General features: G+C 57.2%; 24 protein-coding genes. 20 read left to right on the plus strand and 4 right to left on the minus strand.

Annotated elements, in window-relative coordinates:
* The first annotated feature begins 7 nt into the window (after positions 1-7).
* From F6V25_RS04255 to rsmA, 9 genes are all read left to right on the plus strand, one after another.
* A complete protein-coding gene (locus F6V25_RS04255) occupies positions 8-1,309 on the plus strand; it encodes a phenylacetate--CoA ligase family protein (protein ID WP_151127384.1) in 1,302 nt (433 codons plus the stop codon).
* Positions 1,310-1,481: 172 nt separating this feature from the next.
* Positions 1,482-1,913: an ACT domain-containing protein gene (locus tag F6V25_RS04260; protein ID WP_151127385.1), complete on the plus strand. Its 432-nt coding sequence runs from the start codon at positions 1,482-1,484 to the stop codon at positions 1,911-1,913.
* A 38-nt stretch (positions 1,914-1,951) separates the two neighbouring features.
* Positions 1,952-3,091: an ABC transporter substrate-binding protein gene (locus tag F6V25_RS04265; RefSeq protein ID WP_151127386.1), complete on the plus strand. Its 1,140-nt coding sequence runs from the start codon at positions 1,952-1,954 to the stop codon at positions 3,089-3,091.
* Between the two features lie 73 nt (positions 3,092-3,164).
* Complete coding sequence (locus F6V25_RS04270; RefSeq protein WP_151127652.1) at positions 3,165-4,046, plus strand: branched-chain amino acid ABC transporter permease; 882 nt, start codon at positions 3,165-3,167, stop codon at positions 4,044-4,046.
* Positions 4,047-4,050: 4 nt separating this feature from the next.
* Positions 4,051-5,010: a branched-chain amino acid ABC transporter permease gene (locus F6V25_RS04275; RefSeq protein WP_151127387.1), complete on the plus strand. Its 960-nt coding sequence runs from the start codon at positions 4,051-4,053 to the stop codon at positions 5,008-5,010.
* The gene (locus tag F6V25_RS04280; RefSeq protein ID WP_151127388.1) at positions 5,003-5,755 is read left to right on the plus strand and encodes an ABC transporter ATP-binding protein; all 753 of its coding nucleotides are present in this window, start codon (positions 5,003-5,005) and stop codon (positions 5,753-5,755) included. Before F6V25_RS04275 ends, F6V25_RS04280 begins: the two co-directional genes overlap by 8 nt.
* A 65-nt stretch (positions 5,756-5,820) precedes the next feature.
* Positions 5,821-6,564: an ABC transporter ATP-binding protein gene (locus F6V25_RS04285; RefSeq protein ID WP_151127389.1), complete on the plus strand. Its 744-nt coding sequence runs from the start codon at positions 5,821-5,823 to the stop codon at positions 6,562-6,564.
* A gap of 121 nt (positions 6,565-6,685) precedes the next feature.
* A complete protein-coding gene (gene tsaD, locus F6V25_RS04290; protein ID WP_151127390.1) occupies positions 6,686-7,708 on the plus strand; it encodes a tRNA (adenosine(37)-N6)-threonylcarbamoyltransferase complex transferase subunit TsaD in 1,023 nt (340 codons plus the stop codon).
* Positions 7,705-8,529, plus strand: a complete 825-nt coding sequence (rsmA, locus tag F6V25_RS04295) for a 16S rRNA (adenine(1518)-N(6)/adenine(1519)-N(6))-dimethyltransferase RsmA (RefSeq protein WP_151127391.1) — start codon at positions 7,705-7,707, stop codon at positions 8,527-8,529. Before tsaD ends, rsmA begins: the two co-directional genes overlap by 4 nt.
* Before the next feature lie 85 nt (positions 8,530-8,614).
* On the opposite strand, the gene F6V25_RS04300 is transcribed toward rsmA, so the two are convergent.
* A complete protein-coding gene (locus F6V25_RS04300) occupies positions 8,615-9,169 on the minus strand; it encodes a Ros/MucR family transcriptional regulator (RefSeq protein WP_151127392.1) in 555 nt (184 codons plus the stop codon).
* A 191-nt stretch (positions 9,170-9,360) separates the two neighbouring features.
* On the opposite strand from F6V25_RS04300, the gene F6V25_RS04305 reads away from it, so the two are divergent.
* Both F6V25_RS04305 and murJ read left to right on the plus strand, forming a co-directional pair.
* Positions 9,361-10,701, plus strand: coding sequence for a DNA recombination protein RmuC (locus F6V25_RS04305; RefSeq protein ID WP_151127393.1), 1,341 nt, complete (start codon positions 9,361-9,363; stop codon positions 10,699-10,701).
* 2 nt (positions 10,702-10,703) lie between these two features.
* Entirely contained in the window at positions 10,704-12,284 is a 1,581-nt protein-coding gene (gene murJ / locus F6V25_RS04310; protein ID WP_151127394.1) for a murein biosynthesis integral membrane protein MurJ, read from the plus strand.
* A gap of 369 nt (positions 12,285-12,653) precedes the next feature.
* Here murJ and mazG read toward each other — a convergent pair whose 3' ends face one another.
* Both mazG and F6V25_RS04320 read right to left on the minus strand, forming a co-directional pair.
* Positions 12,654-13,436, minus strand: coding sequence for a nucleoside triphosphate pyrophosphohydrolase (mazG, locus tag F6V25_RS04315; protein ID WP_151127395.1), 783 nt, complete (start codon positions 13,434-13,436; stop codon positions 12,654-12,656).
* Between the two features lie 14 nt (positions 13,437-13,450).
* The gene (locus F6V25_RS04320; RefSeq protein ID WP_151127396.1) at positions 13,451-14,359 is read right to left on the minus strand and encodes a hypothetical protein; all 909 of its coding nucleotides are present in this window, start codon (positions 14,357-14,359) and stop codon (positions 13,451-13,453) included.
* A 221-nt stretch (positions 14,360-14,580) separates the two neighbouring features.
* Here F6V25_RS04320 and F6V25_RS04325 point away from each other — a divergent pair, with 221 nt between their 5' ends.
* The 3 genes from F6V25_RS04325 to F6V25_RS04335 all read left to right on the plus strand — a co-directional run bounded on the left by F6V25_RS04325 (position 14,581) and on the right by F6V25_RS04335 (position 17,571).
* Positions 14,581-15,900 (plus strand): GGDEF domain-containing protein, encoded by a 1,320-nt coding sequence (locus F6V25_RS04325; protein WP_151127397.1) that lies wholly within the window; start codon positions 14,581-14,583, stop codon positions 15,898-15,900.
* Entirely contained in the window at positions 15,890-16,417 is a 528-nt protein-coding gene (locus F6V25_RS04330; protein WP_151127398.1) for a tetratricopeptide repeat protein, read from the plus strand. Before F6V25_RS04325 ends, F6V25_RS04330 begins: the two co-directional genes overlap by 11 nt.
* Positions 16,418-16,902: 485 nt before the next feature.
* Entirely contained in the window at positions 16,903-17,571 is a 669-nt protein-coding gene (locus tag F6V25_RS04335; protein WP_151127399.1) for a hypothetical protein, read from the plus strand.
* A 28-nt stretch (positions 17,572-17,599) separates the two neighbouring features.
* On the opposite strand, the gene tgt is transcribed toward F6V25_RS04335, so the two are convergent.
* Complete coding sequence (gene tgt, locus F6V25_RS04340) at positions 17,600-18,727, minus strand: tRNA guanosine(34) transglycosylase Tgt (protein ID WP_151127400.1); 1,128 nt, start codon at positions 18,725-18,727, stop codon at positions 17,600-17,602.
* Positions 18,728-19,177: 450 nt separating this feature from the next.
* Between tgt and F6V25_RS04345 the strand changes: the two genes are divergently transcribed.
* From F6V25_RS04345 to F6V25_RS04370, 6 genes are all read left to right on the plus strand, one after another.
* Entirely contained in the window at positions 19,178-19,846 is a 669-nt protein-coding gene (locus F6V25_RS04345; RefSeq protein WP_151127401.1) for a succinate dehydrogenase cytochrome b subunit, read from the plus strand.
* 10 nt (positions 19,847-19,856) lie between these two features.
* On the plus strand, positions 19,857-21,770 hold the full coding sequence (locus F6V25_RS04350; RefSeq protein WP_151127402.1) for a fumarate reductase/succinate dehydrogenase flavoprotein subunit: 1,914 nt from the start codon (positions 19,857-19,859) through the stop codon (positions 21,768-21,770).
* The gene (locus F6V25_RS04355) at positions 21,770-22,528 is read left to right on the plus strand and encodes a succinate dehydrogenase/fumarate reductase iron-sulfur subunit (RefSeq protein ID WP_149305619.1); all 759 of its coding nucleotides are present in this window, start codon (positions 21,770-21,772) and stop codon (positions 22,526-22,528) included. The genes F6V25_RS04350 and F6V25_RS04355 overlap by 1 nt, the downstream gene beginning before the upstream one ends.
* A gap of 326 nt (positions 22,529-22,854) precedes the next feature.
* Positions 22,855-23,535, plus strand: coding sequence for a CRISPR system precrRNA processing endoribonuclease RAMP protein Cas6 (gene cas6 / locus F6V25_RS04360; RefSeq protein ID WP_151127403.1), 681 nt, complete (start codon positions 22,855-22,857; stop codon positions 23,533-23,535).
* 91 nt (positions 23,536-23,626) lie between these two features.
* Positions 23,627-24,463, plus strand: coding sequence for a polysaccharide deacetylase family protein (locus tag F6V25_RS04365; RefSeq protein WP_151127404.1), 837 nt, complete (start codon positions 23,627-23,629; stop codon positions 24,461-24,463).
* On the plus strand, positions 24,445-25,107 hold the full coding sequence (locus F6V25_RS04370) for a glycosyltransferase family 2 protein (RefSeq protein ID WP_151127405.1): 663 nt from the start codon (positions 24,445-24,447) through the stop codon (positions 25,105-25,107). The genes F6V25_RS04365 and F6V25_RS04370 overlap by 19 nt, the downstream gene beginning before the upstream one ends.
* Position 25,108: the final 1 nt, after the last annotated feature.

Genomic DNA, 25,108 nt, shown 5'->3' on the forward strand with positions numbered 1-25,108 from the left:
ACGACGCATGTATTTTAACGAAGAGTTTGAGACCCTGCCGCGCCCGGCGTTGGAGGCGCTGCAACTCAAGCGGCTGCAAGTCGTAGTTGAGAGAGTGTATGCCAATGTCCCGTTTTACAAGGATTCTTTTGATAGGGCTGGGCTCAAACCTGCCGACGTGCGCAGCCTGGACGATCTGCAGCGGTTTCCCTTCACCACCAAGCAGAACATGCGCGACTCCTATCCTTACGGCCTGTTTGCCGCTCCTCTGGAAGAGGTCGTCCGCATCCACGCTTCCTCCGGTACCACCGGCAAGCCGACCGTGGTCGGCTATACCCAGAAGGACATCGAAACCTGGAGTGAATTGATGGCCCGCTCGTTTATGGCGGCCGGCGCCCACAGAGGGGATATCATCCACAACGCCTACGGTTATGGACTTTTTACCGGCGGTTTGGGAGCCCATTACGGCGCCGAACGGCTGGGGGCGTCGGTCATCCCCATCTCGGGCGGCAATACCAAACGCCAGATCATGATCATGCAGGATTTCGGCTCGACGGTATTGACCTGCACCCCATCCTACTCGCTCTTCATGGCCGAGGAGGCCAGTGCTGCGGGAATCGATTTCAAAAAGCTCAAGCTGCGGATCGGCATCTTCGGAGCCGAACCCTGGTCAGAGGCCATGCGGGGCGAAATCGAGGCGAAACTGAACCTGTCAGCCATCGATATCTACGGCCTGTCCGAGATCATGGGGCCGGGAGTGGCCATCGAATGCATCGAGGCCAAGAAGGGGCTGCATATCTGGGAAGACCACTTCATCCCCGAGATCATCGATCCTGCAACCGGCCTGCGCCTGCCCGACGGAGAGTTGGGCGAACTGGTCATCACCACCATTACCAAACAGGGCATTCCCCTGATCCGTTACCGCACCCGCGACATTACCAGCATCACCTACGAGCCCTGTGTGTGCGGTCGGACCCATGCCCGCATAAATCGCATGTGCGGCCGCTCGGACGACATGCTGATCATTCGCGGGGTCAATGTCTTCCCCTCCCAGATCGAATCGATCCTGGTGGGCATCGAAGGGGTCGAACCCCATTATCTGCTTATTGTGGACCGCAAGGATAATCTGGATACCCTGGAAGTGCATGTGGAGGTGGATGAAGGAATCTTCTCCGACGAGATCAAGATCTTGCAACTCTTGTCGAAGCGGATCGAAAAAGAGATCAAGGATGTGCTGGGGATCACCTGCACCGCCAAACTGGTTGAACCCAAGACCCTTCAACGCAGCGAAGGCAAGGCGACACGGGTTATCGACAAACGGAAATTCTAGGAAATTCTAACATCGAAATCTGCCACTGAGACACAGAAACACAGAGGAAAACAGGAGAAAAGCGAAATTCCTTTAGGGGTTACCCCCAAGCTTTTTTACGATTGATTTTGAAGCTCTCCGTGCCTGTGTGGTTCTGTGGCAGAAGCCGGGTTTTGACCCCAGGAGGTACATCATGAAAGTCGAGCAGATATCCATCTTCATCGAGAACAAATCGGGTCGTCTTGCCGAAATCACCCGTATCCTGGGTGAGAACGGCATCAACATCCGGGCTCTGTCCCTGGCCGACACCTCGGATTTCGGCATTCTGCGTTTGATCGTGAATGATGTGGAGAGGGCCAATCAAGTGCTCAAGGGAAAGGGGTTCACCGTCAACAAGACCGAGGTGGTCGCCGTTGAGGTGCCTGACCGTCCCGGCGGGTTGGGGGCCATACTCCAGACCTTGGATACGGAATCGATCAATGTTGAGTACATGTACGCCTTTGTCGAACACTGCGGCGGCAATGCGGTAATCATCTTCCGTTTCGATGAGACCGATAAGGCCATTGAAGTGCTAAAAGTTAATAATTTTAGCGTGTTGTCTGGTGAGCGTCTGTACAGCATGTAATCCGGTTCGATGCATCCGGTTCAACTCTAGGGGGGAGAATGAAAAAGCTGATCGCAGTGTGCGGTGTCGTGTGCGTCGGTCTTCTGTCTGCCACAGCAGTATTTGCCGCGGGAACAATCAAGATCGGCGGGCTGTTCGCCGTGACCGGCCCGGCGGCCTTTCTGGGGGAACCGGAGCGCAATACCGCCAAGATGGTGGTGGAAGAAATCAATAAGGCCGGCGGCGTCAAGGGGCACAAGCTGGAACTGGTGGTCTATGATACCTCCGGCGATGCGACCAAGGCGGTACAACTCGCCACCAAGCTGATCAGGGACGACCATGTGGCGGCCATCATCGGCCCCAGCACCACCGGCGAGTCCATGGCGGTCATCCCGGTGGCCGAGCGTGAAAAGGTACCGCTCATCTCGTGTTCCGCCGGTATCAAGATCACGGAACCGGTTAAAAAATGGGTATTCAAGACCGCCCAGAACGATACCCTGGCTGTCGGAAAAATCTACGAATACCTGCAACGGCATAAACAGTCGAAGGTTGCCATCCTGACCGTTTCCGACGGTTTTGGTGCTTCGGGCCGCGAGCAGCTGAAGGCCCAAGCCAGAAAGTATGGCATCACCATCGTGTCGGATGACACCTATGGTCCCAAGGATACTGACATGACCGCCCAACTGACCAGGATCAGGGGCTCCCGGGCCCAGGCGATCATCTGCTGGGGCACCAATCCGGGGCCGGCGGTTATTGCCAAGAATGCCCGCCAATTGGGCCTCAAAATGCCCCTGTTCATGAGTCACGGCGTATCTTCCAAAAAGTTCATCGAACTGGCCGGTGATGCAGCCGAAGGGATCAAACTCCCTTCCGGCAAGGTGATCGTAGCGGACCTGCTTCCCGCTTCGGATCGGCAGAAGGGGGCCCTGACGGCCTTTGTCAAGGATTACCAAAAGCATTACCGGGCCGAGGGGGATCACTTCGGCGGCCATGCCTGGGATGCGGTCATGCTGCTGAAAAACGCCATCGAACGCGGGGGCGATACACGCGCCACGATCCGGGATCAGTTGGAGAGGACGCGCGGGTTTGCCGGCATCGGCGGGACCTTCAGCTATTCGGCCCAGGATCATGCCGGATTGAACAACGACGCCTTTGTGCTGGTAGAGGTGAAAAAACGTCACTGGTCCATCGTAAAGTAGCAGACGCCTCACTATGAAGGGAAACTCCCTCCCCATGAAAGGGAGGGAGTTTCTGCGTAAGAAACGGACGCCAATGCAGCTCGAACAGATCCTCCAATATTCATTTTCCGGCTTGTCCACAGGAGCGATCTATGCTCTGATCGGCATCGGTTTCTCCATCATCTTCAATGCCACCGGCATCATCAATTTCGCCCAGGGCGAATTCGTCATGCTGGGGGGGATGCTGACGCTCTTCTTTCTGGAGTTGTTGCAACTGCCGCTCTGGGCCGCCGTCCCCTGCGCCGTGGCGGTATCCGCCCTGGCCGGGATACTGTTCGAACGTCTGGCCATCAGGCCGCTGCGCCAGCCGACCCCCATCAATCTGGTGATCATCACCATCGCCGGCAGCATCCTGATCCGCGGCCTTGCCATGCTGCTGTGGGGCAAGGATACCCATGCCATTCCGCCATTTTCAGGGGACGAACCGATTTCCATCGCTGGGGCGACCATCCTGCCCCAACACATCTGGATACTGGCCATCACGGTGCTGATCATTGCCGTCAACAAATTTTTCTTTTATCACACCATCAGCGGCAAGGCCATGCGGGCCTGCTCGTACAACCGCCGCGCCGCCAGTCTTGTGGGTATCGACGTGCGCCGCATGGTACTGCTCTCCTTCATCATCAGTTCCGTGCTGGGATCGCTGGCCGGCATCATCGTGGCCCCCCTGACCATGACCGCCTATGATGTGGGAATCATGCTGGGCTTGAAAGGGTTTTGCGCCGCCATCATCGGCGGGATGAGCAGCGGTATGGCCACCGTGGTGGGGGGGCTGATCCTGGGGGTGCTTGAATCCCTGGGAGCGGGATTGATATCCTCCGGCTACAAGGATGCCATTGCCTTTATCATCCTCCTGCTGATCCTGTTCATCCGGCCCCAGGGGCTGTTCGGCAAGGCCGAATCGGAGCGGGTGTGACGGCATGAGACGCGAGCTGCTCAAATTTTTGTTTTTTGCCGTCCTGATTCTTGCCGCGCCGCTGGTTTTTTCGGGCGGCTACCTGATGAACGTGCTGGTGTTCGTCGGCATCAACACCATGCTGGCGGTGGCGCTCAACCTGCTGTTGGGGTATGCCGGCCAGATCTCTCTCGGCCATGCGGGCTTTTTCGGCATCGGCGCCTATCTTTCCGGGATTTTGACCGCCACCTACGGTTGGAATGCGTGGCTCGCCATGCCGCTGGCGGCGCTCGTAGTCGGCACGCTGGCCGGCCTGATCGGCTTCCCGATCCTCAAGCTCAAGGGGCATTACCTCGCCATGGCCACCCTCGGCCTGGGCATTATCATCTATATCGTGTTCAACGAGACTGTGGATCTTACCGGAGGCCCGTCCGGCTTGTCGGGCATCCCCAACCTGTCCATCGGTTCCCTGGTATTCGACAACGACTTCAAAAACTACTATCTGATCTGGACGTTCGGCCTGGCGGTTGTGCTGTTTTGCGTCAATCTGGCCGGTTCCCGGGTCGGTCGCGCCCTACGGGCGGTTAACGACTCCGAGGTCGCGGCCCGGGTCATGGGGGTCAATGCCCGCATCCTCAAGGTGCAGGTCTTTGCCCTGTCTGCCGTCATATCCTCTCTGGCCGGCAGCCTCTACGCCCATACCATGACCTTTGTCTCCCCGGCTTCGTTTGGCTTTAATTTCTCCGTGGAGTTACTCACCATGGTGGTGATCGGCGGCCTGGGCAGTGTCTACGGCTCGTTTCTGGGGGCGGCGCTCCTGACGCTTTTGCCCGAACTCCTGCGGGGTGCCCAGGACTACGATATCATTATCTACGGTGGCCTGCTGATGAGTATGGTCATGTTCATGCCGGGCGGACTGGTGCGGGGCCTCCCCGAACTTTTCAGAAGAGTGGCCAGGAGACGGGAGGGGGCCGGCAATGCTTGAGGTTTCCGGCATTACCCGCATATTCGGTGGCGTCACGGCTCTGGATGATGTCTCCTTTACCATCGGGCAGGGTTCCGTTACCGGCGTCATCGGCCCCAACGGCGCGGGGAAGACGACCCTGTTCAATATCATTACCGGCATCTACAACCGGACCTCCGGCAGTGTGAAGCTGGGCGGCAAAGACATCACGGGGCTTCCCCCGGAACGGCTGGCGCGCCTCGGCATGGTGCGGACGTTCCAGAACATCGAACTGTTCGGCGCCATGACTGTTCTTGAAAACGTCATGGTCGGACTCCATACCAAGAGTTCCAGCGGGCTCCTGGCCTGTTCCCTGATGATGCCCTGGAGCATTGCCGAAGAGCGACGCATCCGGGAAGCTGCCATGCATTGGCTTGAGTTCACTGGTATCACGGGACTGGCGGACGATACGGCCGGTAACCTCTCCTTTGGCAAAGGGCGGTTACTGGAGATCGCACGCGCCCTGGCGGTGGAGCCCCGCATCATTCTGATGGATGAACCGGCCGCCGGGCTCAACAGCCAGGAAACCCTCGGTTTGGCGCAATTGATTGGAAAAATACGCGGGATGGGTATTACCGTGGTGCTGGTTGAGCATGACATGGAACTGGTGATGGATGTGTGCGACCGGATTGTGGTGCTAAATCTGGGCAAAAAGCTGGCGGAGGGTACGCCGCGGGAGATCCAGGAAAATGCGGAAGTAATTGCGGCATACCTGGGTGATGGGTAAGACTTGGAATATCGGTGACGGGTTAATGTTAACGTCCTTATTTGGCGAGGGTAGTGGCTATTCCGATGTTGCGACTTAAAAATATAAATACCTACTACGGTAAGGTTCATGCCCTTAAGAACGTTTCCCTGCATCTGGGGGAAGGGGAGATCGTGACCCTGATCGGCGCCAACGGGGCCGGTAAAACCACGATCCTCAATACCATCTCCGGGGTGACGCCGGCCGGCAGCGGTGAGGTGCTGTTCCGTAAGGAGCCGGTCACGGCCCTGACGTCGGACAAGATCGTCAAATACGGCATCTCCCAGGTACCCGAGGGGCGCCAGGTGTTCAAGCCGCTCTCGGTCGAGGACAACCTGGAGTTGGGCGCCTATCTGCGTTACCGCAGCCGTGAGGATCGTGCCGTCATCCGTAGGGATATGACGCAGGTGTTTGCCTTGTTCCCCCGTTTGGAGGAACGGCGTCGGCAACTGGCCGGCACCATGTCGGGGGGGGAACAGCAGATGCTGGCCATCGGCAGGGCCTTGATGGCAAACCCCAGACTCCTGCTGCTGGACGAGCCTTCCATGGGGCTGGCGCCCATGGTGGTGCAGGAAATCTTCCGGGTGTTGGAGCGGTTGCGCCGGGAGAACGGCGTCACCATACTGCTGGTGGAGCAGAATGCCAAGGCCGCCCTGAAGCTGGCCGACCGGGGCTACGTGCTGGAGACCGGCAAGATCATCCTGGAAGGGCCGTCGGCCGAGTTGCTGGAGAATGCCGAGGTCAAACGGGCCTATCTGGGAAAGGACAAAAAAGAGATTTGGGAACGATAATACGCCGTCACGGAACCGCCGGGGAGAGTTAGACCTTGAGGATTTTGCGAAGTAATGAGATCCTCTTTTTGTTTTCACTTTAATCCCGGCGTCCGCGTGCCGCAAAAAGGTAATAACTATTGTGCTGATACTTGCCATTGAATCATCCTGCGATGAAACCGCAGCCGCAGTGGTGCGTGACGGCTGCGAGACGCTCTCGTCGGTGGTGTCGTCGCAGATCGCCATCCATGCCGAGTATGGTGGCGTTGTGCCGGAAATTGCTTCGCGCAAACACCTGGAGATGATTACCCCGGTCGTGAACCAGGCGTTGCATGAGGCTGGTTTGGCCATGGGAGACATCCAGGGGGTGGCGGTCACGCGTGGGCCGGGTTTGGCCGGGGCTCTTCTGGTGGGGCTTTCCGCCGCAAAAGCGATCGCCTTTGCCCAGGCCGTTCCCTTTGTGGGGGTTCATCACATCGAGGGGCATATCTTTGCCACCTGTCTGGAACAGCCGGTGGAGTTCCCTTTCCTAGCGCTGGTCGTGTCGGGCGGCCATACCCACCTCTATCTCGTTGAGGGCTTCGGCCGCTATACGACCATCGGCAGAACCATCGATGATGCCGCCGGCGAGGCCTTCGACAAGTCCGCCAAAATCATGGGGCTCGAATATCCGGGCGGCGCCCGGATCGATGCCCTGGCACGGACGGGGGACTGCCGGGCGGTGCGCCTGCCCCGCCCGCTGATCAATGACGGCAGCCTCAATTTTAGCTTCAGCGGCCTGAAAACGGCTATGCTGCAATGGATCAACAAACATCCCGTTGCCATGCCGAGCCAGGATGCCAGCGATCTGTGCGCCTCGTTCCAGGAGGCGGTCTGCGATGTCCTGGCATTCAAGACCGAGGCTGCTCTCCGGCAGTGCGGGGCACGACGTCTGGTTGTAGCGGGTGGGGTAGCCTGCAACAGCGGGCTGCGTGCCCGTATGACCCGCATGGCGGCAGATCTCGGGGTGGAACTGCATATCCCCAAGCCCGCCCTGTGCGGTGATAACGCAGCCATGCTGGGGGTTGCCGGCAATTATTATCTGTGCAACGGTCACGCATCATCCCTGTCCCTGGACGTTACCGCTACCTGGGAGATGGACCGTATCAAGGACATGTTCTTATGACAGCATTGCGTCGTCCCCTCAAGGCCCTTGGCCAGAATTTTCTCGTCGACGGCAACATCATTGCCAAGATCATCCGTGCTGCCGAATTGACCCCGGATGACCGTATCCTCGAGATCGGTCCCGGCCGAGGCGCGCTGAGCGAACTGCTGGCGCAACACGGCAGCAGGCTGACGCTCGTGGAGTTCGACCACTCCCTGGCGGCTGCCCTGAAAGAACGCTATGCCGGAAATGATCAGATCACGGTGATCGACGGCGACATCCTGGCGCTCGACCTTGCCGGAGTGCTGGGCGCGGAACCGGCGGCCTGGAAGGTGGTGGCCAACCTGCCGTACAATATCTCGACGCCGATACTCTTTCGCCTACTGGAGTTGCGCGGTCTTTTCTCGCGATTGGTGCTGATGCTGCAACGCGAGGTCGGGGAAAGGCTGGTGGCCTCCCCGGATTGTGCCGATTACGGCGTGACGACGCTGCTGTTGGGTTTGTGGTTCGATATCCGCCGGGAGTTCATTGTTCCGCCGACCTGCTTTCATCCCCGTCCCAAGGTGGATTCGGCTGTGTTGAGCTTCGTGCCGCTTGTGCGGCCCCGGGTTGAGGTCGGTGACGAGTCGGTTTTCCGAAAAGTGGTCAAGGGGGCCTTTGCCATGCGCCGCAAGACCTTGTCCAACTGCTTGAAAGCGGCTGAACTCGCCTCGCCGGATGAAATGTACCGAATTTTGGAACAGTGCGGGATCGATGGGAAACGCCGTGGCGAGACCCTTTCCATGGAAGAGTTCGCTGCACTTTCCCGGTGTCTGACACCCCTTCAAACTGTGGGACGCTGAGAACAGCAAGGGATTGAGAGAAGGACGCCACAACAAAAAAACCGCCTCTCAGCGGTTTTTTTGTTGTGGCAATGGATATAAATGATTAGGCTTTGGTTTTGGCCGGTTTTGCCTTGACGGCTTTAACGGCGACGGCTTTCGCTGCTTTAACCGGTTTTGCCGGTTTGGCTGCAGCGGCCTTTACCGGTTTTGCCGGTTTGGTGGCGTCCTTTTTGGCGGCACGCACGGCGCGGGCCTTTTCCAGGTTGGCAGCCAGATTGTTTTCGTTGGCAGCCTTGCGGCGTGCCTCGGAGTAGTTCTTGGCAGTCAGAGACTGGGATGCTGGGATATTGAACTGCTTGCGGTACTGGCCCGGTTTCATGTCATGAGCCTGTTTAAGGTGGCGGGTAAGGGTCTTGAACCCCGTTTTGCCGCAGATCAGGCAGCAGACCTGATCGTTCTGGAAGGCTTTTTTGATCGACATGGCCGGTGCACCCGGTGCAGCGGCGCCTTCTGCCGCCGTGGCTCCCTCGGTTTCCAACTTTTTCAGCGTCGTGAAGACCCGGTTGATTTCCTGGATAAGATCGTCACTGTTCATCTCCGTACCGGCCGCATGGGAAGAAACAATACCCGCAGTCAGTTCAACAAGAGTTGCTGTCATACGTCCTCCTTTATATATATTTCACTCTGTAACGGGTTATCACGAAATACCTGCATAAATCAAGAAAATAAATAAGCAAAAAATTGATTAACTACTGAGTTGCCGAATACAAAAACTAGTTGCTAAGCATAACAAGGATGTGGCATGAAGAACATCAGTATACCAACCACGCATGAAACGGAACAACAGCCATGACAGCACCATTGTTTTACCTGCTACTCATAGTGTCGCTACTTTCCCTGATACTGTTGGCCCTGGTGTTGGCGCGGCTCTCGCGCATCGCTTCAAACGCATCGTTTGACGTGCGTATCGATGCCCTGGAGCGGCAGTTGGAGCGCATGGAGCGCATGCTGCGCGATGAACTTGCCAGAAACCGTGAGGAAGCCCAGCTGTCGGCCCGCCAGGGGCGCGAGGAAGGAACCTCGCTCGTGGGGGGGCTGGGGGATTCGCTCCTGAAACGCATGAGCGAGATTGCCGGCTTGCAGAAGAATCAGCTGGACATCTTTGCCGGCCAGTTGAAAAACCTGACCGCGAGCAATGAGGGGCGGCTTGACAAGCTGCGGGAGACCGTGGAGGACCGTTTGCGATTGATCCAGGAGGATAACGCCCGGAAACTGGAACAGATGCGGGCGACGGTGGATGAAAAGCTGCACGATACCCTGGAAAAACGCCTGGGCGAGTCCTTCAAGCTGGTCAGCGAACGGCTTGAATTGGTCCAGCGCGGTCTGGGGGAGATGCAGTCCCTGGCCAGCGGTGTCGGGGATCTGAAAAAGGTTCTGACCAACGTCAAGACCCGCGGCACCTTCGGCGAGGTTCAACTGGCCAGCCTGCTGGAGCAGATACTGGCGCCGGGACAGTACGAAAGCAACGTCGAATCTAAAAAGGGGAGCGGACAGCGGGTGGAGTTTGCCCTGCGCCTGCCCGGCCGGGACGGTACGGCGGAGGGCATGGTCTGGTTGCCGCTGGACGCCAAGTTTCCCCAGGAGGACTATCTCCGCTTGGTGGAGGCCCAGGAGAACGCCGACGCCGTTGCCGCCGAGGAAGCTGCCCGTCAGTTGGAGCGGGCGATCAAGGAGATGGCCAAGGCCATCCGCGACAAGTACCTGGACCCCCCGCATACCACCGATTTCGGCATCATGTTCATTCCTACTGAGGGGCTGTATGCCGAGATATTGCGGCGGCCCGGCCTGGCCGAGACGTTGCAGCGGGAATACAAGGTCTTGGCGGCCGGGCCCACCACCCTGGCTGCGCTCTTGAACAGCCTGCAGATGGGCTTTCGCACCCTGGCCATCGAGAAACGTTCGGCCGAAGTTTGGACCCTGCTTGGCGCGGTGCGGACCGAATTCGCCAAGTTCGGGGTGGTACTCGAAAAAACGAGCAAGAAGTTGCAGGAGGCGGGCAATCATATCGATCAGGCCGCCATCCGCACCCGGGCTATCGAACGCAAGTTGCGGGACGTGCAGGAACTGCCCCAGGGAGAGGCCGCCGGACTCCTGGACCTGCCTGAGATGGGCGAGGGGGATGAGCACTGACTATGTCTGAAAAGGGTAATATAGCGCGGGCGGCAGGTATCCTCGGTTCGGCGACCATTCTGTCGCGAGTCATGGGCATGGTGCGTGACATGGTGGTGTCGCGCCTGTTCGGCGCAGGGTTTGCGAGCGACGCCTTTTTTGCCGCCTTCCAAATCCCCAACATGCTGCGACGTTTTTTTGCCGAGGGGGCTCTGACCTCGGCCTTTGTGCCTATTTTTTCCGAGACTCTCAACAAGCGGGGCGAACATGAGGCGCGGGAACTGGCCAATGCCTGCTTCAGCCTCTTGACCATTGTCATGGCCGGTGTGACCCTGGCCGGCATCCTGTTTTCTCCCGTCATCGTCGGCTTGATGTTTCCCGGATTTCACTCGGTGCCGGGCAAGTTCGAGCTGACCGTACTCCTGAACCGGGTGATGTTCCCCTACATCTTCTTCATCAGCCTGGTGGCGCTCTGCATGGGGATTCTCAACACCGTCCGCCATTTTTTCACCCCTGCCATCTCCACGGTCTTCCTCAATATCTCCATGATCGTTGCAGCCCTCTCACTACGGGGCTTTTTCGATGTTCCCATTACGGCCCTGGCAACAGGCGTGTTGATCGGCGGTGTCGTGCAACTGCTCCTGCAACTGCCGGTGCTGTGGCGCAAAGGATTTCCGATCCGTCCCCGTTTCGGCTTCGGCCATCCCCAGGTGCGCCGTATTGCACTCCTGATGCTGCCGTCCATCTTTGGCGTGGGGGTCTACTACCTCAATATTACCGTCAGCGCCATACTGGCCTCGCTGTTGCCCCAGGGGAGCGTGTCGTACCTCTACTACGCCCAGCGGTTGTTCGAGTTTCCCCAGGGAATCTTCACGGTCTCCGTTGCTCAGGCCGTGCTCCCCTCCATGAGCCGGCAGGCGGCCGAGGGCGACATGAACGGCATGAAGGAGTCCCTCTCATTTGGCCTGCGCCTGACCCTTTTTATCACCATTCCGGCCATGGCCGGCCTTCTGGTCTGCTCGACCCCCATCTTCAGCCTGATCTTCATGGGGGGGGCATTCGACTACGCAAAGGCGGTCAATTCGGCCCAGGCACTCTTCTATTACTCCTTAGGCCTTTCCTTCGTAGCCATGACGCGGGTCCTCGCCCCGGCCTTCTATGCGCTCAAGGACACCAAAACGCCGGTCTGGAGCGCCTTTTGCGCGTTCCTGCTCAATTTTGGTTTCAGCCTGGCTCTGATGGGGCCCTTCAAACATGGGGGACTGGCATTGGCCACCACGATTTCGGCCTTGGGCAACATGGTAATGCTGCTCTGGTTCCTGCGGCGCAAGATCGGCCCCTTCGGCGGGCGGGGGGTTGTGTACTGCGGTCTGAAGTCGTTGGCTGCCGCCGTGCCGATGGCCATCACGGTCCGTTATCTGTGCAGTTGGGCCGATTGGTCGCTCATGGGTCATAAAACAGGCAAAGCCCTGGTGCTTGGTGGCGCCATAGCGTCCGGCGTCGTCATCTACGGGCTCTGCGTCCGGTTGTTGCGGTCGGAGGAGGCATTGGAGGTGCTGGCAATGCTCAAAAGGAAACTGGGACGGAAAAGAAGTACACCTTGAATTTGCGGCATCGCAGGCAAAGAATATCTTTTACGGATGGAACATGTTGAATTTAAAGGGCAACAAATTTTTCTGAAAAAATGACAGTTATGAACAGGTCGACTTGGCATGGAATTTATTTATTGTATCCAAACCGCTGCCAACCGGCTAACTACTCAAAATTCAAAGATACAAACATAACTTGTTGAAATTATTTTGAAATGCGTTTGTGTAAAAAAAAGGCAAAGTGCAAAAATCACTTGTAAAAATATAACTTTTGTATTTCATCAACACCGTTGTCCACAGCTTATCCACAATTTTTGTGGATAAGCTGAAACCTGATGGTAAAAGACGTCACATTCCTGTGACTTATCCCCCCCGGCACGTCGATCATTCGAGTTTTTTAGCCTCTTCCCATAGGATATCCATGTCGGCAAGCGGGGTCTCTTTCATCTTCTTTCCCTGCCCCTGGAGATTTTCCTCCACATACCGGAAACGTCGTTGAAACCGGTTGATCGTTTTACGCAGGGCCTCCTCGGGATTGAGCGACAGAAAACGCCCCAGGTTGACGATGGCGAACAGCAGGTCGCCTAGTTCGTCCTCCATGCGGGTCTCATCGCCCCCGTCCCACGCCTCCTCAAACTCGTGCAACTCTTCCATTACCTTGGCAAAGACCTGGTCGGCATGTTCCCAGTCAAAACCGACCCGCGATGCCTTTTCGGTGATCTTCTGAGCCTTGAGCAACGCCGGTAGATGCGGGGGCACGCCGGACAGGGCCGATGGCCGCTCCTGCCCCTTTTCGGCCTTTTTGATGCGCTCCCAGTTCTCTACCTGTGCCTCGCTGTCACTGATCTCCATGTCGCCGAAGACATGGGGATGGCGTCTGACGAGCTTGTCGCAGAGTTCCTGGATGACGTCGGCCATGTCGAACGCTCCCGCCTCTTCGGCAATTGCGGCATGAAAGACCGGTTGCAGCAACAGGTCGCCCAACTCCTCCTTCAGATGTTCCGGAGATTTTGCGTCGATGGCCTCAATGACCTCGTAGGTCTCTTCCAGCAGATAGCGCGTCAGGCTCTCGTGGGTTTGTTCGGCATCCCAGGGGCAGCCGCCGGGGCCGCGCAGGCGGCGCATGATATTCACCAGGTCGTCGAAGGTGCTGTGGTTTGCGGTCATAACGGTCTCGTTGCTCATTTCGCGGCCACAAGATCGGCGGCCAGTTCATCGTAGACCGCCAGGGATTTTACGCTCGCCGCTTCCTTTTTCGTGATCTCTTCGAAGGATCTCAGCTTGCCGTTGAATCGGTTGGCCTGGGTCTTGAGGTTGCTGGTACTCTCCGACAGAAAGCTCTTTTCCTTGGGGTCGACATCCTTTTTCATCAGCCCCTTGACCTTGTTCCAATATTCATCCGTTCCGCTGGCGTAGTGGTTCACGCTCTCAAGGAAGGAGAGGGCGCCGGAGGAGAGGTCGGCGACCGTGGCCAGTTTTGCTTGGGTGTCGTTCATGTCTTTCAGCAGTTTCTGATCGGCGAAATGGGACGCTTCGGTTATTGTCTTCTCATCGAGCGGTTTGGCCGGGTCGATGGCCTCGACCAGCGCGATGAAGCGTTTGGACGAGTTCAAGTAATTGGTGACTGAAACGGAGGCGTTGTTGAGTGCTATCGTAAACTGGGTGACGAACTTGGTGAAGATTGAAGCCTGTCCGGCGTAGGGGATCGGGAGCATTCTGGCGGCCACCGCCGCATAGGAGCCGGCCTGGATGTACCGGTTATAGCCCGCCAGGTTGGTGCTCATCCATTTGACGAAACCCTGAAAATCGCTGGTGGTTTGACGCTGAGTCTTGACCTCGGCGGCGATTTCCCGGAGGCGCTGGACCTTTTTCTGACGCAGACGTTCGGCTGAGATGGTCTTGACGGTTTCAAGCTGTTTGATTCTGAGTTTGAGCCCTTCGTTCTCCAGTTGGAGATTGAACAGATGCTCCTCGCTCGGTGTGGTCGGGCCGCAGGCATTTTCCTCCGCATGTACGCCGGCGGAGGAAAACAGGATCAGGGCGGCCAGCACACCTATCGTCCCGACTGATGGACGTCGTCTTTCGATCATAATATTGCATCCTTTTCTGTTGGTTTGGTTATGGCGGAAGTGCGCGCGGTTTTTATATAGCTCTGCGCCGGGCACAATGCAACGTCTTTTGCCATGTTGACGTGCATGCGGCGACAATGAATTGCATTTGCCCCCGTTTCTGTACTACCATAGGCGGGCCGTGTCGGATACCCTTACCTGCCGTGCCACCGAACGGAGTTTACGCACTAGAGGCTGATGCCATGCCATTCCCCGGACATTTTCGCTTGAGCCTGATCCAGAAGATGATCATCAGTTTTGCCCTCTGCGGTATATGTATGATGGCCGCGCTGATATATGCCGTTGCCGGACTGGGGTCGATGCATCGCATGGAGGAGGAGATCGCCAGAAGCGATCTGTCCGCGGCCACCATTACCATTACCCTGCGCGAGATGATGCTGACGCAGGAACGCTATGTCGGCAAGTTTCAAATTCTGCGGCAGGCGGAATTCCGTGAGCTTTACAACCAAAATGCGGAAAAATTCCGCTCGGAGTTGGCTTCTTTGCGGCGTGTCTACCAGGGCAAGGACGGCGACAAGCTTGTTGCGGCGTATGCGGCCTATGCAAACCTGGCCAGGCAGGTGTTCAGCGGCAGGGAGGTCGACGCCAAGGCCATGAAACAGGTTACGGCACGGGTGGAAAATCTTATCGAACAGATTCGGGTGGAACAGAAGGAATCCCTGGCGAACAAGTTGAAAGTATCCGATGAAAAGGAGGCCAAGACCGTCACCCGCTCCATAGGGTTGGCTTTTGTTGGCGTGCTGTCCGCCTTCTTGGTGGCAGTCTATCTGATCTATACCTTCGCCTCCTCCATCGGCAAGCTGCAAACCGCCACCCACCGCATTGCCGCCGGCGACTTCGACCACGATCCGGGTATTCCGCCGGGTGACGAGATCGGCACCCTGGCGCAAGATTTCACGCGGATGGCGGCCAGACTCAAGGAGTTGGAACAGATCAGTCTCGACGCCAGCCCCCTGACCCGGCTGCCGGGAAATATCGCCATCGAACGTTCCATCAGCCGGCGGCTGCGCGAACGGCTGCCGTTTGCCATGTGCTACCTGGATCTGGACAATTTCAAATCCTACAATGATCGCTACGGTTACATCAAGGCCAGCGAGATACTGCGTGAGACCGGCGAACTGATTCATAATGCGGTCAAGCGCCTGAATGATCCCCAAGCCTTTGTCGGGCACATCGGCGGCGACGATTTTGTCGTCATCGTCGGCGCGGGGCTGGCCAAGACGGCCTGCCAGACAATCATTCAGGAATTCGACGCCATGGTCCCATTCTTTTATTCGGAAGAGGATCGCGCTGCCGGCTCATTTGAAGGTGTTGACCGTTATGGTGTGCCCCGGGTGTTTCCGCTCATATCCATGTCGATTGCCGTATTGGTCTGCGAGCCGGGCGATTATGCCACCGCAGCCGAGATCGCTACGGCTGCGGCCGAGGTCAAGGATCACGTCAAGGAGTCATCGGGGAGTAACTATATCATCGTGAGAGAGGCGGGAAACTATGATGTTTGAGCGGGCTGCCGTTGCGCTCATACTGTCGTTGGTGGTGGCGTTTTCCGGTGGCTGTAGCATGTTGCGGGGCAAGCCGCCTTCAACGGCCACTCCAGTCATGGAACAGGAACGCCGTTTTGCCGGCGCGCTGCAGTATCTGATACAGGGGAAAGAACGGGAGGCACAGGGGGGGCTGGAACAGGTCGTCGCTGGACAGGCGTTGCCCGGTGTGACGGATGAAGCGCTTTTCCGGTTGGCTTTGCTTCACCTGCGGGACGAGGGAGGAAAGGGGGACGCCCATGCCCATGCCTTGTTGGTGCGATTGAAAAAGGAGTACCCTCGCAGTGCCTGGACCCGACAGGCGGCGCCCTTGGCCGCCTACCTGGTGGGTGTGAGCGCTCTTCGCGACAGCCTGCACGACGTGAGAACCCTGCGGGAGCGAAATCTGTCCCTCACCCGGGATAACAAGGAACTACGCCAGAGTCTCGAACGTTTGAAAAATCTTGATCTTGAGTTGGAGCAGAAGATAAAACGCTGAAAAAAACTTTTGCGTGCCAATTTTGCTCTGCCGTTGGACAGCAAAGCGCTGTTCGCCCTCGCCCCCCCTCTTTCGAAACTTGAATCAATTTTTCCATGGGAGGATCCACGGAAGAAACGGTTCGTTTTTTTTCGCCAATTCACCGGCCATGGCTGTGCAAAGAAGCAATTTGGCGGCACCGCTTGTGCGATAGCTCTCCGCTTTTATAAACGCCCCACGACAGAGGTTCTTCTTTTTGATCGTAAAATCCGGGTATTGTGTGAAATGGCTGATCAACCTTGATCCTGGTTCGATACTTGCTTCTTTTAAATATGGGTGCCGCAACGCTTGGCAGGCAAAAACAGGAAAGGGTGGCAATCAATTCGCAATTCGTTCATATGGGTATTGAGGCAGAACGACGTCGCTGGTTGAGGATGGACCTGCTTGGGCTTGAACAGTTTCCGCTTTGATAGCTTTAAAAATGATCTGTGGATTTTAGACTTAGAATGATCATGGCTTCGGTTGTACCGATTGTATTCTGTTATCTGAATGCAACGGCAGCTTTTTGCGGCTGGTATGCCGGGACGGGTGTTTCCGGGTCAAAGCATGATCTCAATATGTTCAGTAGCTCAAGCGACCTGCAGGAGCGGGTTTGTATCTACTGCCACGTTCCGCATCATGCTGCTGGAGATACCCTGGCCTCGACCCCGGTCTGGGATGAGGTAAAGTCCGGCAAGGTGTTTACGCCATACAAAAGCGCAACATTCGATGCTACCGTCGTTGATCCTCTCGTCGGGCCGACAAGGTTGTGCCTCTCATGCCACGACGGCGTCGTGGCCAGCGATAACCACCCAAACTTGAGAAGCGACAGCTATGGTGGGGCGGGTATTGCGATTAATGGTGATCTGAGCAACGATCATCCTGTCGGTTTCAGCTATCTGGAAGTGGTAAACAATAAGCCGAATGCGTACAGGTCGCCGAATGCGCTATGGCTTGACGGAAACGGCTCAGTCACGGTGGCAAGCTGTCTGTATAATAATGCCATTGTTACCTGTGTTACCTGTCACGACCCTCATAATAAAAAGAATGTGTCAGACCCCAACAATACCTATAATTACTTTGTCTATTCCCGGCAGGCACACTCATCTCTCTGCCAAAGCTGCCATATAAAATAGTACCTCCTGCAGCAGGCAATGAGGCGCATCACTCGTCGCGCTTCACCTTCCGTTCATTCCCCAGGTATTCCCTCAGAAACGCACCCTTGTATTCCATGAACCGGTCATTGGCGATTGCCTCCCTGATCTCAGCCATCATGGTCAGGTAGAAGTGGATGTTGTGCAGGGCGGATAAGATCGCCGAAAGCACCTCGTTGGCCACAAACAGATGGTGAAGGTAAGCGCGGGTGAAATGGCGGCAGGTGTAGCAGTCGCAGCTGGGGTCAATGGGGAAAAAATCCCGTTTGTAGTTCTTGTTGGTTAGACGGATCTTGCCCCGCCGGGTGAAGAGTGTCGCGCTCCGGGCGTAGCGGGTGGGAATGACGCAGTCGAACATGTCGACACCACGCTCAACGCTCTCCAGGATGTCTTCCGGGAGGCCGACTCCCATCAGGTAACGCGGCTTGTTTTCCGGCAGATGCGGCGCCGTCCAGCCCACCACTTTTTTGAGCAGTTCCAATCCTTCGCCGACACTGACACCGCCAATGGCATAGCCGGGCAGGTCCAGCTTGCGCATCTCCCGGGCGCACATGGCCCGCAGATCCTCGTACACACTCCCCTGGACGATGCCGAACAAGGCCTGGCCGTTGTCGGTCATGGCGTTACGGCACTCCTTGAGCCAGCGGATGGTCTTTTTCGTGGACTGCTCGGCGTACGCCTTGTCGCAAGGGTAGGGGATGCACTCGTCGAAGGCCATGATGATATCGGCCCCCAGGTCCTGTTGAATACGGGTGGCGCTGGCCGGGTCGAGATAGATTTCCTCACCGGTCACCTCGTGTTTGAAGAAAACGCCATCCTCGGTGATCCGTTTATTGGGAAGGGAAAAAACCTGAAATCCGCCCGAGTCGGTCAGAATCGGTTTGTCCCACGACATGAATTTGTGCAGACCGCCAGCCTTTTTCACCAGACCTTCGCCCGGTTGTAAATGAAGGTGATAGGTGTTGCTGAGAATGATCCGCGCCCCGGTTTCCTCTATCTGCGCAGGGGTGAGCGGTTTCATGGCGCCGTGGGTGGCCACCGGCATGAAAATCGGCGTGGGAATCTCCCCCCGCGAGGTAGTGATAAGGCCCAGTCGGGCGGCACAATGCTTGTCTTTTTTTATTAATTGGAATAACATCTAACCCCTCGTTATCAATTCTGTTCTAAATCTTGTTCGCATCGTAGCTACGGTGACCGGGTCACGGAGAGGTACAGGTGTGAATCATATCATATGTTCGTAACAAAATGCTTACGATAGCGTGTAGTTTACTATCAGAATGTCGCTCCAAATGCAATCCCGGTGATGCTTGACGCCTGGAGCTGTTTCGCCTGTATTCTGTATACACAAAACCCTTGCAATTTTTTATAACGGTGTTTACTATGCCCTGTCTGGATTCCACAGAGAAAATGACATGGCATTAATTGCATGACTGCCGCATCAAATACACTCGAAGGAGGATAGAATGCAGGTCGTCTCAAGGTCGTGTTGGCGTGGTCCCCCGCCTTTCCCTTATCATCTCGCTATCCCCATGCTTTATTTCCATTGATGCTCCGAGCGTTATTACCATCTTAAAAAGGAAGGAACTCTATGCAACTACTATCATCGTCTATCGGCAGAAAGATCGTGATGGCGATCACGGGACTGCTCATGATCTTGTTTGTCGTGGTCCATCTGATCGGCAATACGACCATTTTTGGCTGGATCAGCGGAGGCATCAACGCCTATGCCCACCACCTCCATGCGTTTCCTCCCCTGGTGTGGGCATTCCGGGCCTTCATGCTGGCTGCCGTTTCCATCCATATCTGGTACGGCATTCAGTTGACCATTGAGAATCGCGGCGGCCGGTCCCAACCGTATGCCGTCAAGGCGACCCAGAAGGCCACGTTTGCCAGCGAGAACATGATCTGGACCGGCCTGCTCCTTCTCTGCTTCATTATTTATCACCTGTTGCACTTCACCATGAAGGTCGTCCCCGGCATGGCCCTGGTGCCCGATGCCGAAGGGGCGATCAACGTCTTTACCATGGTAGTCTCCAGCTTCCAGAACTTTTTTGTGGCCTTCATCTATGTGGCGGCTATGGTGACCCTGTTTCTGCATCTGTCACACGGCATCCAGAGCTTTTTCCAGACGATGGGGTGGAGTACCGACAGGACGCTGCCGGTCTATGTCAAGGCTGGCACCCTGGTTGCGCTGGTTTTGTTTCTGGGGTACGTCGCCGTTCCGTTGTCAATCTTTGCTGGAATTCTGAAAGGTTAAGGGGGTTACCGTGATACTTGATGGAAAATGTCCAACCGGACCGATTGAGCAAACCTGGGACAAACACCGCTTTGACCTGAAACTGGTCAATCCTGCCAATAAACGGAAGTACAACGTCATCGTGGTCGGCACCGGCCTGGCCGGGGGCGCTGCCGCGGCTTCCCTGGGAGAGTTGGGCTACAATGTGCAAGCGTTCTGTTATCAGGACAGCCCGCGCCGCGCCCACTCCATAGCCGCTCAGGGTGGTATCAATGCTGCCAAGGCATATCCCAACGACGGCGACTCCATCTATCGCCTGTTTTATGACACCATCAAGGGGGGGGACTTTCGCGCCCGCGAAGCCGACGTCTGGCGTCTGGCCCAGGTGTCCAACAACATCATCGACCAGTGTGTGGCCCAAGGCATCCCCTTTGCCCGCGACTATGCCGGCTATCTGGATAACCGCTCCTTCGGCGGCGCCCAGGTCTCCCGAACTTTCTACGCCCGCGGTCAGACGGGTCAGCAACTCCTGTTGGGGGCCTACTCGGCTCTGTCCCGCCAGATCAAGGCCGGCACGGTCAAGATGTATAACCGCCGCGAGATGCTTGACCTGGTCGTGGTGGACGGCGTGGCTCGCGGTATCACCGTGCGCAACCTGGTGACCGGCGCGCTGGAAAGTTACGCCGCCGATGCCGTCTGCCTCTGCACCGGAGGGTATGTCAACGTATTCTACCTCTCCACCAACGCCATGGGGTGTTCGGTTACGGCCAACTGGAAGGCCCACAAAAAGGGCGCCCTGTTTGCCAACCCTTGCTACACCCAGATACATCCGACCTGCATTCCCCAGGCCGGCGACTACCAGTCCAAGCTGACCCTCATGTCGGAGTCGCTGCGTAACGACGGGCGTTGCTGGGCACCCAAGAAAAAGGGTGACACCCGTCCTCCCAACCAGATCCCCGAGGAAGATCGCGATTACTATCTGGAGCGCAAGTACCCGAGCTTCGGCAACCTGGCCCCGCGTGACATCGCCTCCCGCGCCGCCAAGGAACAGTGTGACGAGGGGCGCGGCGTCGGTCCGGGTGGCCGCGGCGTGTATCTGGATTTTGCCGATTCCATCAAACGCCTCAGCGAGGACACCATCCGCGAGCGCTACGGCAACCTGTTCGAAATGTATGAGAAGATCACCGACGAGAACGCCTACAAGTCGCCGATGCGCATCTACCCTGCACCCCATTACTCCATGGGTGGTCTCTGGGTCGATTACAACCTGATGAGCAATGTCCCCGGCCTGTTCGTGCTAGGTGAGGCCAACTTCTCGGTCCACGGCGCCAACCGCCTGGGGGCGTCGGCCCTGATGCAGGGGTTGGCCGACGGTTACTTCGTCATTCCCTATACTATCGGCGGTTATCTGGCCACCGTCAAGCCGGGTCAGGTCAAGGAAGATCACGCCGAGTTCAAGAAGTCCATGGAGGACGTCAACAAGGACGTCAACAAGCTCCTCTCCATCAATGGTAAGCGCACTGTTACCGACTTCATGCGGGAACTGGGCACCATGATGTGGGAAAATTGCGGCATGGCGCGTACCAAGGAGTCCTTGGAGGCAAATATCAAGAAGATTCCGGCCCTGCGCGAGGAGTTCTGGAAGAACGTCAAGGTCTCCGGCAGCGGCGCCGATCTCAATCAACAGTTGGAGAACGCCGGCCGCACCGCCGACTTCCTGGAGTTCGGCGAACTCCTGTGCCGCGACGCATTGCACCGCAACGAGTCCTGCGGCGGCCATTTCCGGTCGGAATACCAGTACGATGACGGCGAGGCCAAGCGCGACGACGTCAACTACTGCTATGTGGGCGCCTGGGAGTTCAAGGGCGTGGGTGTTGAACCCGAACTGCACAAGGAGCCGTTGAAATTCGAGAACGTACATCTCGCCGTAAGGAGCTACAAATAATGAGCGATCACAAGACCATGACACTGACACTGATCGTGTGGCGCCAGAAAAATGCCAGCGATCCGGGCAAATTTGAAACCTATACCGCTAAGAACATCACCGAGCACCATTCCTTTTTGGAGATGCTCGACTGCGTCAACGAGGACCTGATCCTCGAAGGCAGGGAGCCGATCGTATTTGACCACGACTGCCGCGAGGGTATCTGCGGCATGTGTTCCCAGGTGATCAACGGCGCACCCCATGGCGGTCAGGTGCGCACCACCGTCTGCCAACTCCATATGCGCAAATTCAAGGATGGCGATACCATCTACATTGAGCCCTGGAGGGCGCGCGCCTTTCCGATCATTAAAGACTTGATCGTCGACCGCTCCGCCCTGGATACCATTATCCAGGCCGGTGGCTATACCTCCTGCCATACCGGTGGGGTGGCCGACGGCAATGCCATCCTGATCCCCAAGCCGGTAGCCGACGAGGCCATGGATGCCGCCGAATGCATCGGCTGCGGAGCCTGCGTGGCTGGTTGCCCCAACGGCGCCGCCATGCTGTTCACCGGGGCCAAGGTTTCCCAGTTAGCGCTCCTGCCCCAAGGCAAGACAGAGGCGGCCGCCCGCGTCACCGCCATGACCAAGGCCATGGCTGAATGCGGTTTCGGCAACTGCACCAATCATTACGAGTGCCAGGCCGCCTGCCCCAAGGGGATCAACGTCAAGTTCATCGCCCGCATGAATCGGGAGTTTTTGAAGGCGCAATTCGCCTAATTCTGATACGTTTTACGGCAATATGTGTTACAATCGGGGCATCCTGCAGGACGCCCCGATTTTTTTATCGAGAATGAGGATTTTACTTGGATTTCAGTTTCGTTCACCTGCGTTTTACCATCCATACCAGTGATGTTTCCCGTGTGGTTTCGTATCTGTACCGCAGTGGCCCGGACTTTGCCGAGGTGTTCAGAAAGCTCGTCTGCACTGGAAATGCATTCGCATGCTCAACGGGCTCCGATTGTACGGAGTGCCCCTATTGTGTATTGTTCAGCCAGCAGCTTGGTGCCGACCCTTCTGCAGTGAGGTGCCATCAAAAGCCCCCCTTGCCGTTCATCTTTTCGTTCCCGCCCCACGGCGCCGCCCCGAGACAGGCCGACAATTTCGCCTGCACGCTGGTTCTGGTGGGAAAAGCGCTCAACCATACGTCGGAGTTCATAAGCGCATTCCGTTCCCTGCTCGCAAACGGGCACAACGCGGGGCACTTTGCTACGGCGGCAATTTCCCGGGTGGAATCCTTGGACTTCCACGGGAATCCAGCCGTTATAGCTACAGGGGATGGTGCGCCGGATCTGGGAAACCTGGTTACCCTTGACGCCCACGGCATTGTTGATAGCCGTTGCCGTCCGACCGATGCCGTGGGGGTCGCTTTCATAACCCCGCTGAAGCTGGCGAAGAGCGGCAAGGTCATGAACTCTTTCGATGCCGGGCAGTTTGTCCGTTCACTGATGCGCAGGGTCTCTGCCCTGGCCTACTACTATTGCGGCTACGAGATGCGGGACAACTTCAGGGAGTATGCCCATGTTGCCAACCGTATCGAACTGCTTGAAGATAATTTTTTTTACGCCGACGCCGGCCGCCGTTCCATGGCCCTGTCCGGGGTCATGGGAGATGGCGTGCTGAACGGCGATTTCAACGATCTTATGCCATTTCTGGCGCTGGGGGAGTATCTGCATTTGGGCAAGGGTGCCTCCTACGGGATGGGGCATTACCGGTTGGCGTGGTGAAATGCCCGGTTTTAACTCGCAACTTTGCAGGCCGCTCGGTATAATTGACGAAAAAATATAATTACTGTATTTTTTAAAATCTTGGAGGATTGTGGCGAAGCAAGCGGTACATAGCCTATCGGTTGACCTGGAGGATTGGTTTCACGTCTGTGGCCTCAAACAGCAACCGTGTATCCCGCCTGATGACTGGCGTGTCCACAGAGCCACGGAGGTGCTGCTTGACCTGTTCGCAGAGTTTGGGGTAAAAATAACCTTTTTTGTCCTTGGCTGTGTGGCAGAGGCTGATCCGGAGTTGGTGCGCACTATTCATCGGCAGGGGCATGAGATCGCCTCCCACGGCTATTCGCACCGTCTGGTCCACGAACTTAGCTCGGCGGAGTTTGCGGATGAATTGCAAAAGACCGAAGACGTTATCATAGGGATCACCGGTAGCTTGCCGGTCGGATTTCGCGCACCCCAGTGGTCGGCAACAGCCCATACCCCCTGGTTTGACGACATCCTGGCGCAGCGCGGCTATCGCTACGACTCCAGCCGCAACCCGCTGCCCTTTATCGGGGAGCAAAACGCTGCACGTCACCCGTACCGGATTGAGACGGCGCACGGGGCATTGTGGGAGATACCTCCCATGGTGTCAGGATCACCCCTGGGAAATCTGCCCACCGGCGGCGGATGGGGATTCCGCCTGTTTCCATTCGGGATGATCGCGGCGACGGTCGAGAGGTATGGTCGGGCCGGTCGGCCGGCAGTGTTGTACCTGCATCCTCGTGAGGTTGACCCCATGGGGCCGCGTCTCAAATTGCCGCTCCTGAAACGATTTGCCTCCTACGGGACGCGGCGGGATGCGCTGCCGCGGCTGCGGAGGTTGCTGGGCAGCTACACGTTTACCACCTTGCGGGAAATGGTCGATTCATGGCAGCCTGCATCCTGATCCCGGCGTTCAACGCCGCGAAAACCCTGGCTGCGATCCTGGACGAGTGCTCCGGCCTGGGGTATCCGTTGGTGGTGGTGGATGACGGGTCGACCGATGCCACGGCGAGCATAGCTGCCGGACATGGGGCGCTCCTGCTGCGCCATAATCGCAATCGGGGCAAGGGAAGGGCGCTCAGAACCGGTTTTGCGTGGGCGCTGGAGCATGACTGCGATGCCGTAGTAACCCTTGATGCCGATGGCCAGCATGATGTATCCTCGGTTCCCCGGGTGGTCGCTGCCGCCCGGGATGGCAGTTTCGATATCCTGATCGCCTCCCGTTTCAGCCAGTTCCAGGAGATGGGCGGCCTGCGCAAGGTCTGGAACCGTTTCGGGGTCTGGTGCATGCGCCAGCGGACCGGGTTTGAGATCAGCGACAGCCAGTCCGGGTTCCGTTGTTATTCCGGGCGGCTGCTCCGCTCGGTCGCGCTTGCTGCCGACGGTTATAACCTGGAGATGGAGATTCTCATGAAGGCTTGGCGCGGCGGGTTTTCCATCGGTTCCCTTGCGGTGCCGGCTCGGGTGGCCGATGGCCGCGCCACGAGCCATTTTCGTCCGGTGAGGGATACCTGGAACATCTGCATGACGTTCCTGCGCTACATGTAAA

Origin of the sequence: Oryzomonas japonica, assembly GCF_008802365.1 — a bacterium.
Taxonomy (GTDB): Bacteria; Desulfobacterota; Desulfuromonadia; order Geobacterales; family Pseudopelobacteraceae; genus Oryzomonas; species Oryzomonas japonica.

What these genes read in the sequence shown, in the direction of transcription:
- F6V25_RS04255 (WP_151127384.1), top strand. Translation starts at nt 8, where the DNA reads ATGTATTTTAACGAAGAGTTTGAGACCCTGCCGCGCCCGGCGTTGGAG.
- F6V25_RS04260 (WP_151127385.1), top strand. Translation starts at nt 1,482, where the DNA reads ATGAAAGTCGAGCAGATATCCATCTTCATCGAGAACAAATCGGGTCGT.
- F6V25_RS04265 (WP_151127386.1), top strand. Translation starts at nt 1,952, where the DNA reads ATGAAAAAGCTGATCGCAGTGTGCGGTGTCGTGTGCGTCGGTCTTCTG.
- F6V25_RS04270 (WP_151127652.1), top strand. Translation starts at nt 3,165, where the DNA reads ATGCAGCTCGAACAGATCCTCCAATATTCATTTTCCGGCTTGTCCACA.
- F6V25_RS04275 (WP_151127387.1), top strand. Translation starts at nt 4,051, where the DNA reads ATGAGACGCGAGCTGCTCAAATTTTTGTTTTTTGCCGTCCTGATTCTT.
- F6V25_RS04280 (WP_151127388.1), top strand. Translation starts at nt 5,003, where the DNA reads ATGCTTGAGGTTTCCGGCATTACCCGCATATTCGGTGGCGTCACGGCT.
- F6V25_RS04285 (WP_151127389.1), top strand. Translation starts at nt 5,821, where the DNA reads ATGTTGCGACTTAAAAATATAAATACCTACTACGGTAAGGTTCATGCC.
- rsmA (WP_151127391.1), top strand. Translation starts at nt 7,705, where the DNA reads ATGACAGCATTGCGTCGTCCCCTCAAGGCCCTTGGCCAGAATTTTCTC.
- F6V25_RS04300 (WP_151127392.1), bottom strand. Translation starts at nt 9,169, where the DNA reads ATGACAGCAACTCTTGTTGAACTGACTGCGGGTATTGTTTCTTCCCAT.
- F6V25_RS04305 (WP_151127393.1), top strand. Translation starts at nt 9,361, where the DNA reads ATGACAGCACCATTGTTTTACCTGCTACTCATAGTGTCGCTACTTTCC.
- murJ (WP_151127394.1), top strand. Translation starts at nt 10,704, where the DNA reads ATGTCTGAAAAGGGTAATATAGCGCGGGCGGCAGGTATCCTCGGTTCG.
- mazG (WP_151127395.1), bottom strand. Translation starts at nt 13,436, where the DNA reads ATGACCGCAAACCACAGCACCTTCGACGACCTGGTGAATATCATGCGC.
- F6V25_RS04320 (WP_151127396.1), bottom strand. Translation starts at nt 14,359, where the DNA reads ATGATCGAAAGACGACGTCCATCAGTCGGGACGATAGGTGTGCTGGCC.
- F6V25_RS04325 (WP_151127397.1), top strand. Translation starts at nt 14,581, where the DNA reads ATGCCATTCCCCGGACATTTTCGCTTGAGCCTGATCCAGAAGATGATC.
- F6V25_RS04330 (WP_151127398.1), top strand. Translation starts at nt 15,890, where the DNA reads ATGATGTTTGAGCGGGCTGCCGTTGCGCTCATACTGTCGTTGGTGGTG.
- F6V25_RS04335 (WP_151127399.1), top strand. Translation starts at nt 16,903, where the DNA reads ATGATCATGGCTTCGGTTGTACCGATTGTATTCTGTTATCTGAATGCA.
- tgt (WP_151127400.1), bottom strand. Translation starts at nt 18,727, where the DNA reads ATGTTATTCCAATTAATAAAAAAAGACAAGCATTGTGCCGCCCGACTG.
- F6V25_RS04345 (WP_151127401.1), top strand. Translation starts at nt 19,178, where the DNA reads ATGCAACTACTATCATCGTCTATCGGCAGAAAGATCGTGATGGCGATC.
- F6V25_RS04355 (WP_149305619.1), top strand. Translation starts at nt 21,770, where the DNA reads ATGAGCGATCACAAGACCATGACACTGACACTGATCGTGTGGCGCCAG.
- F6V25_RS04370 (WP_151127405.1), top strand. Translation starts at nt 24,445, where the DNA reads ATGGCAGCCTGCATCCTGATCCCGGCGTTCAACGCCGCGAAAACCCTG.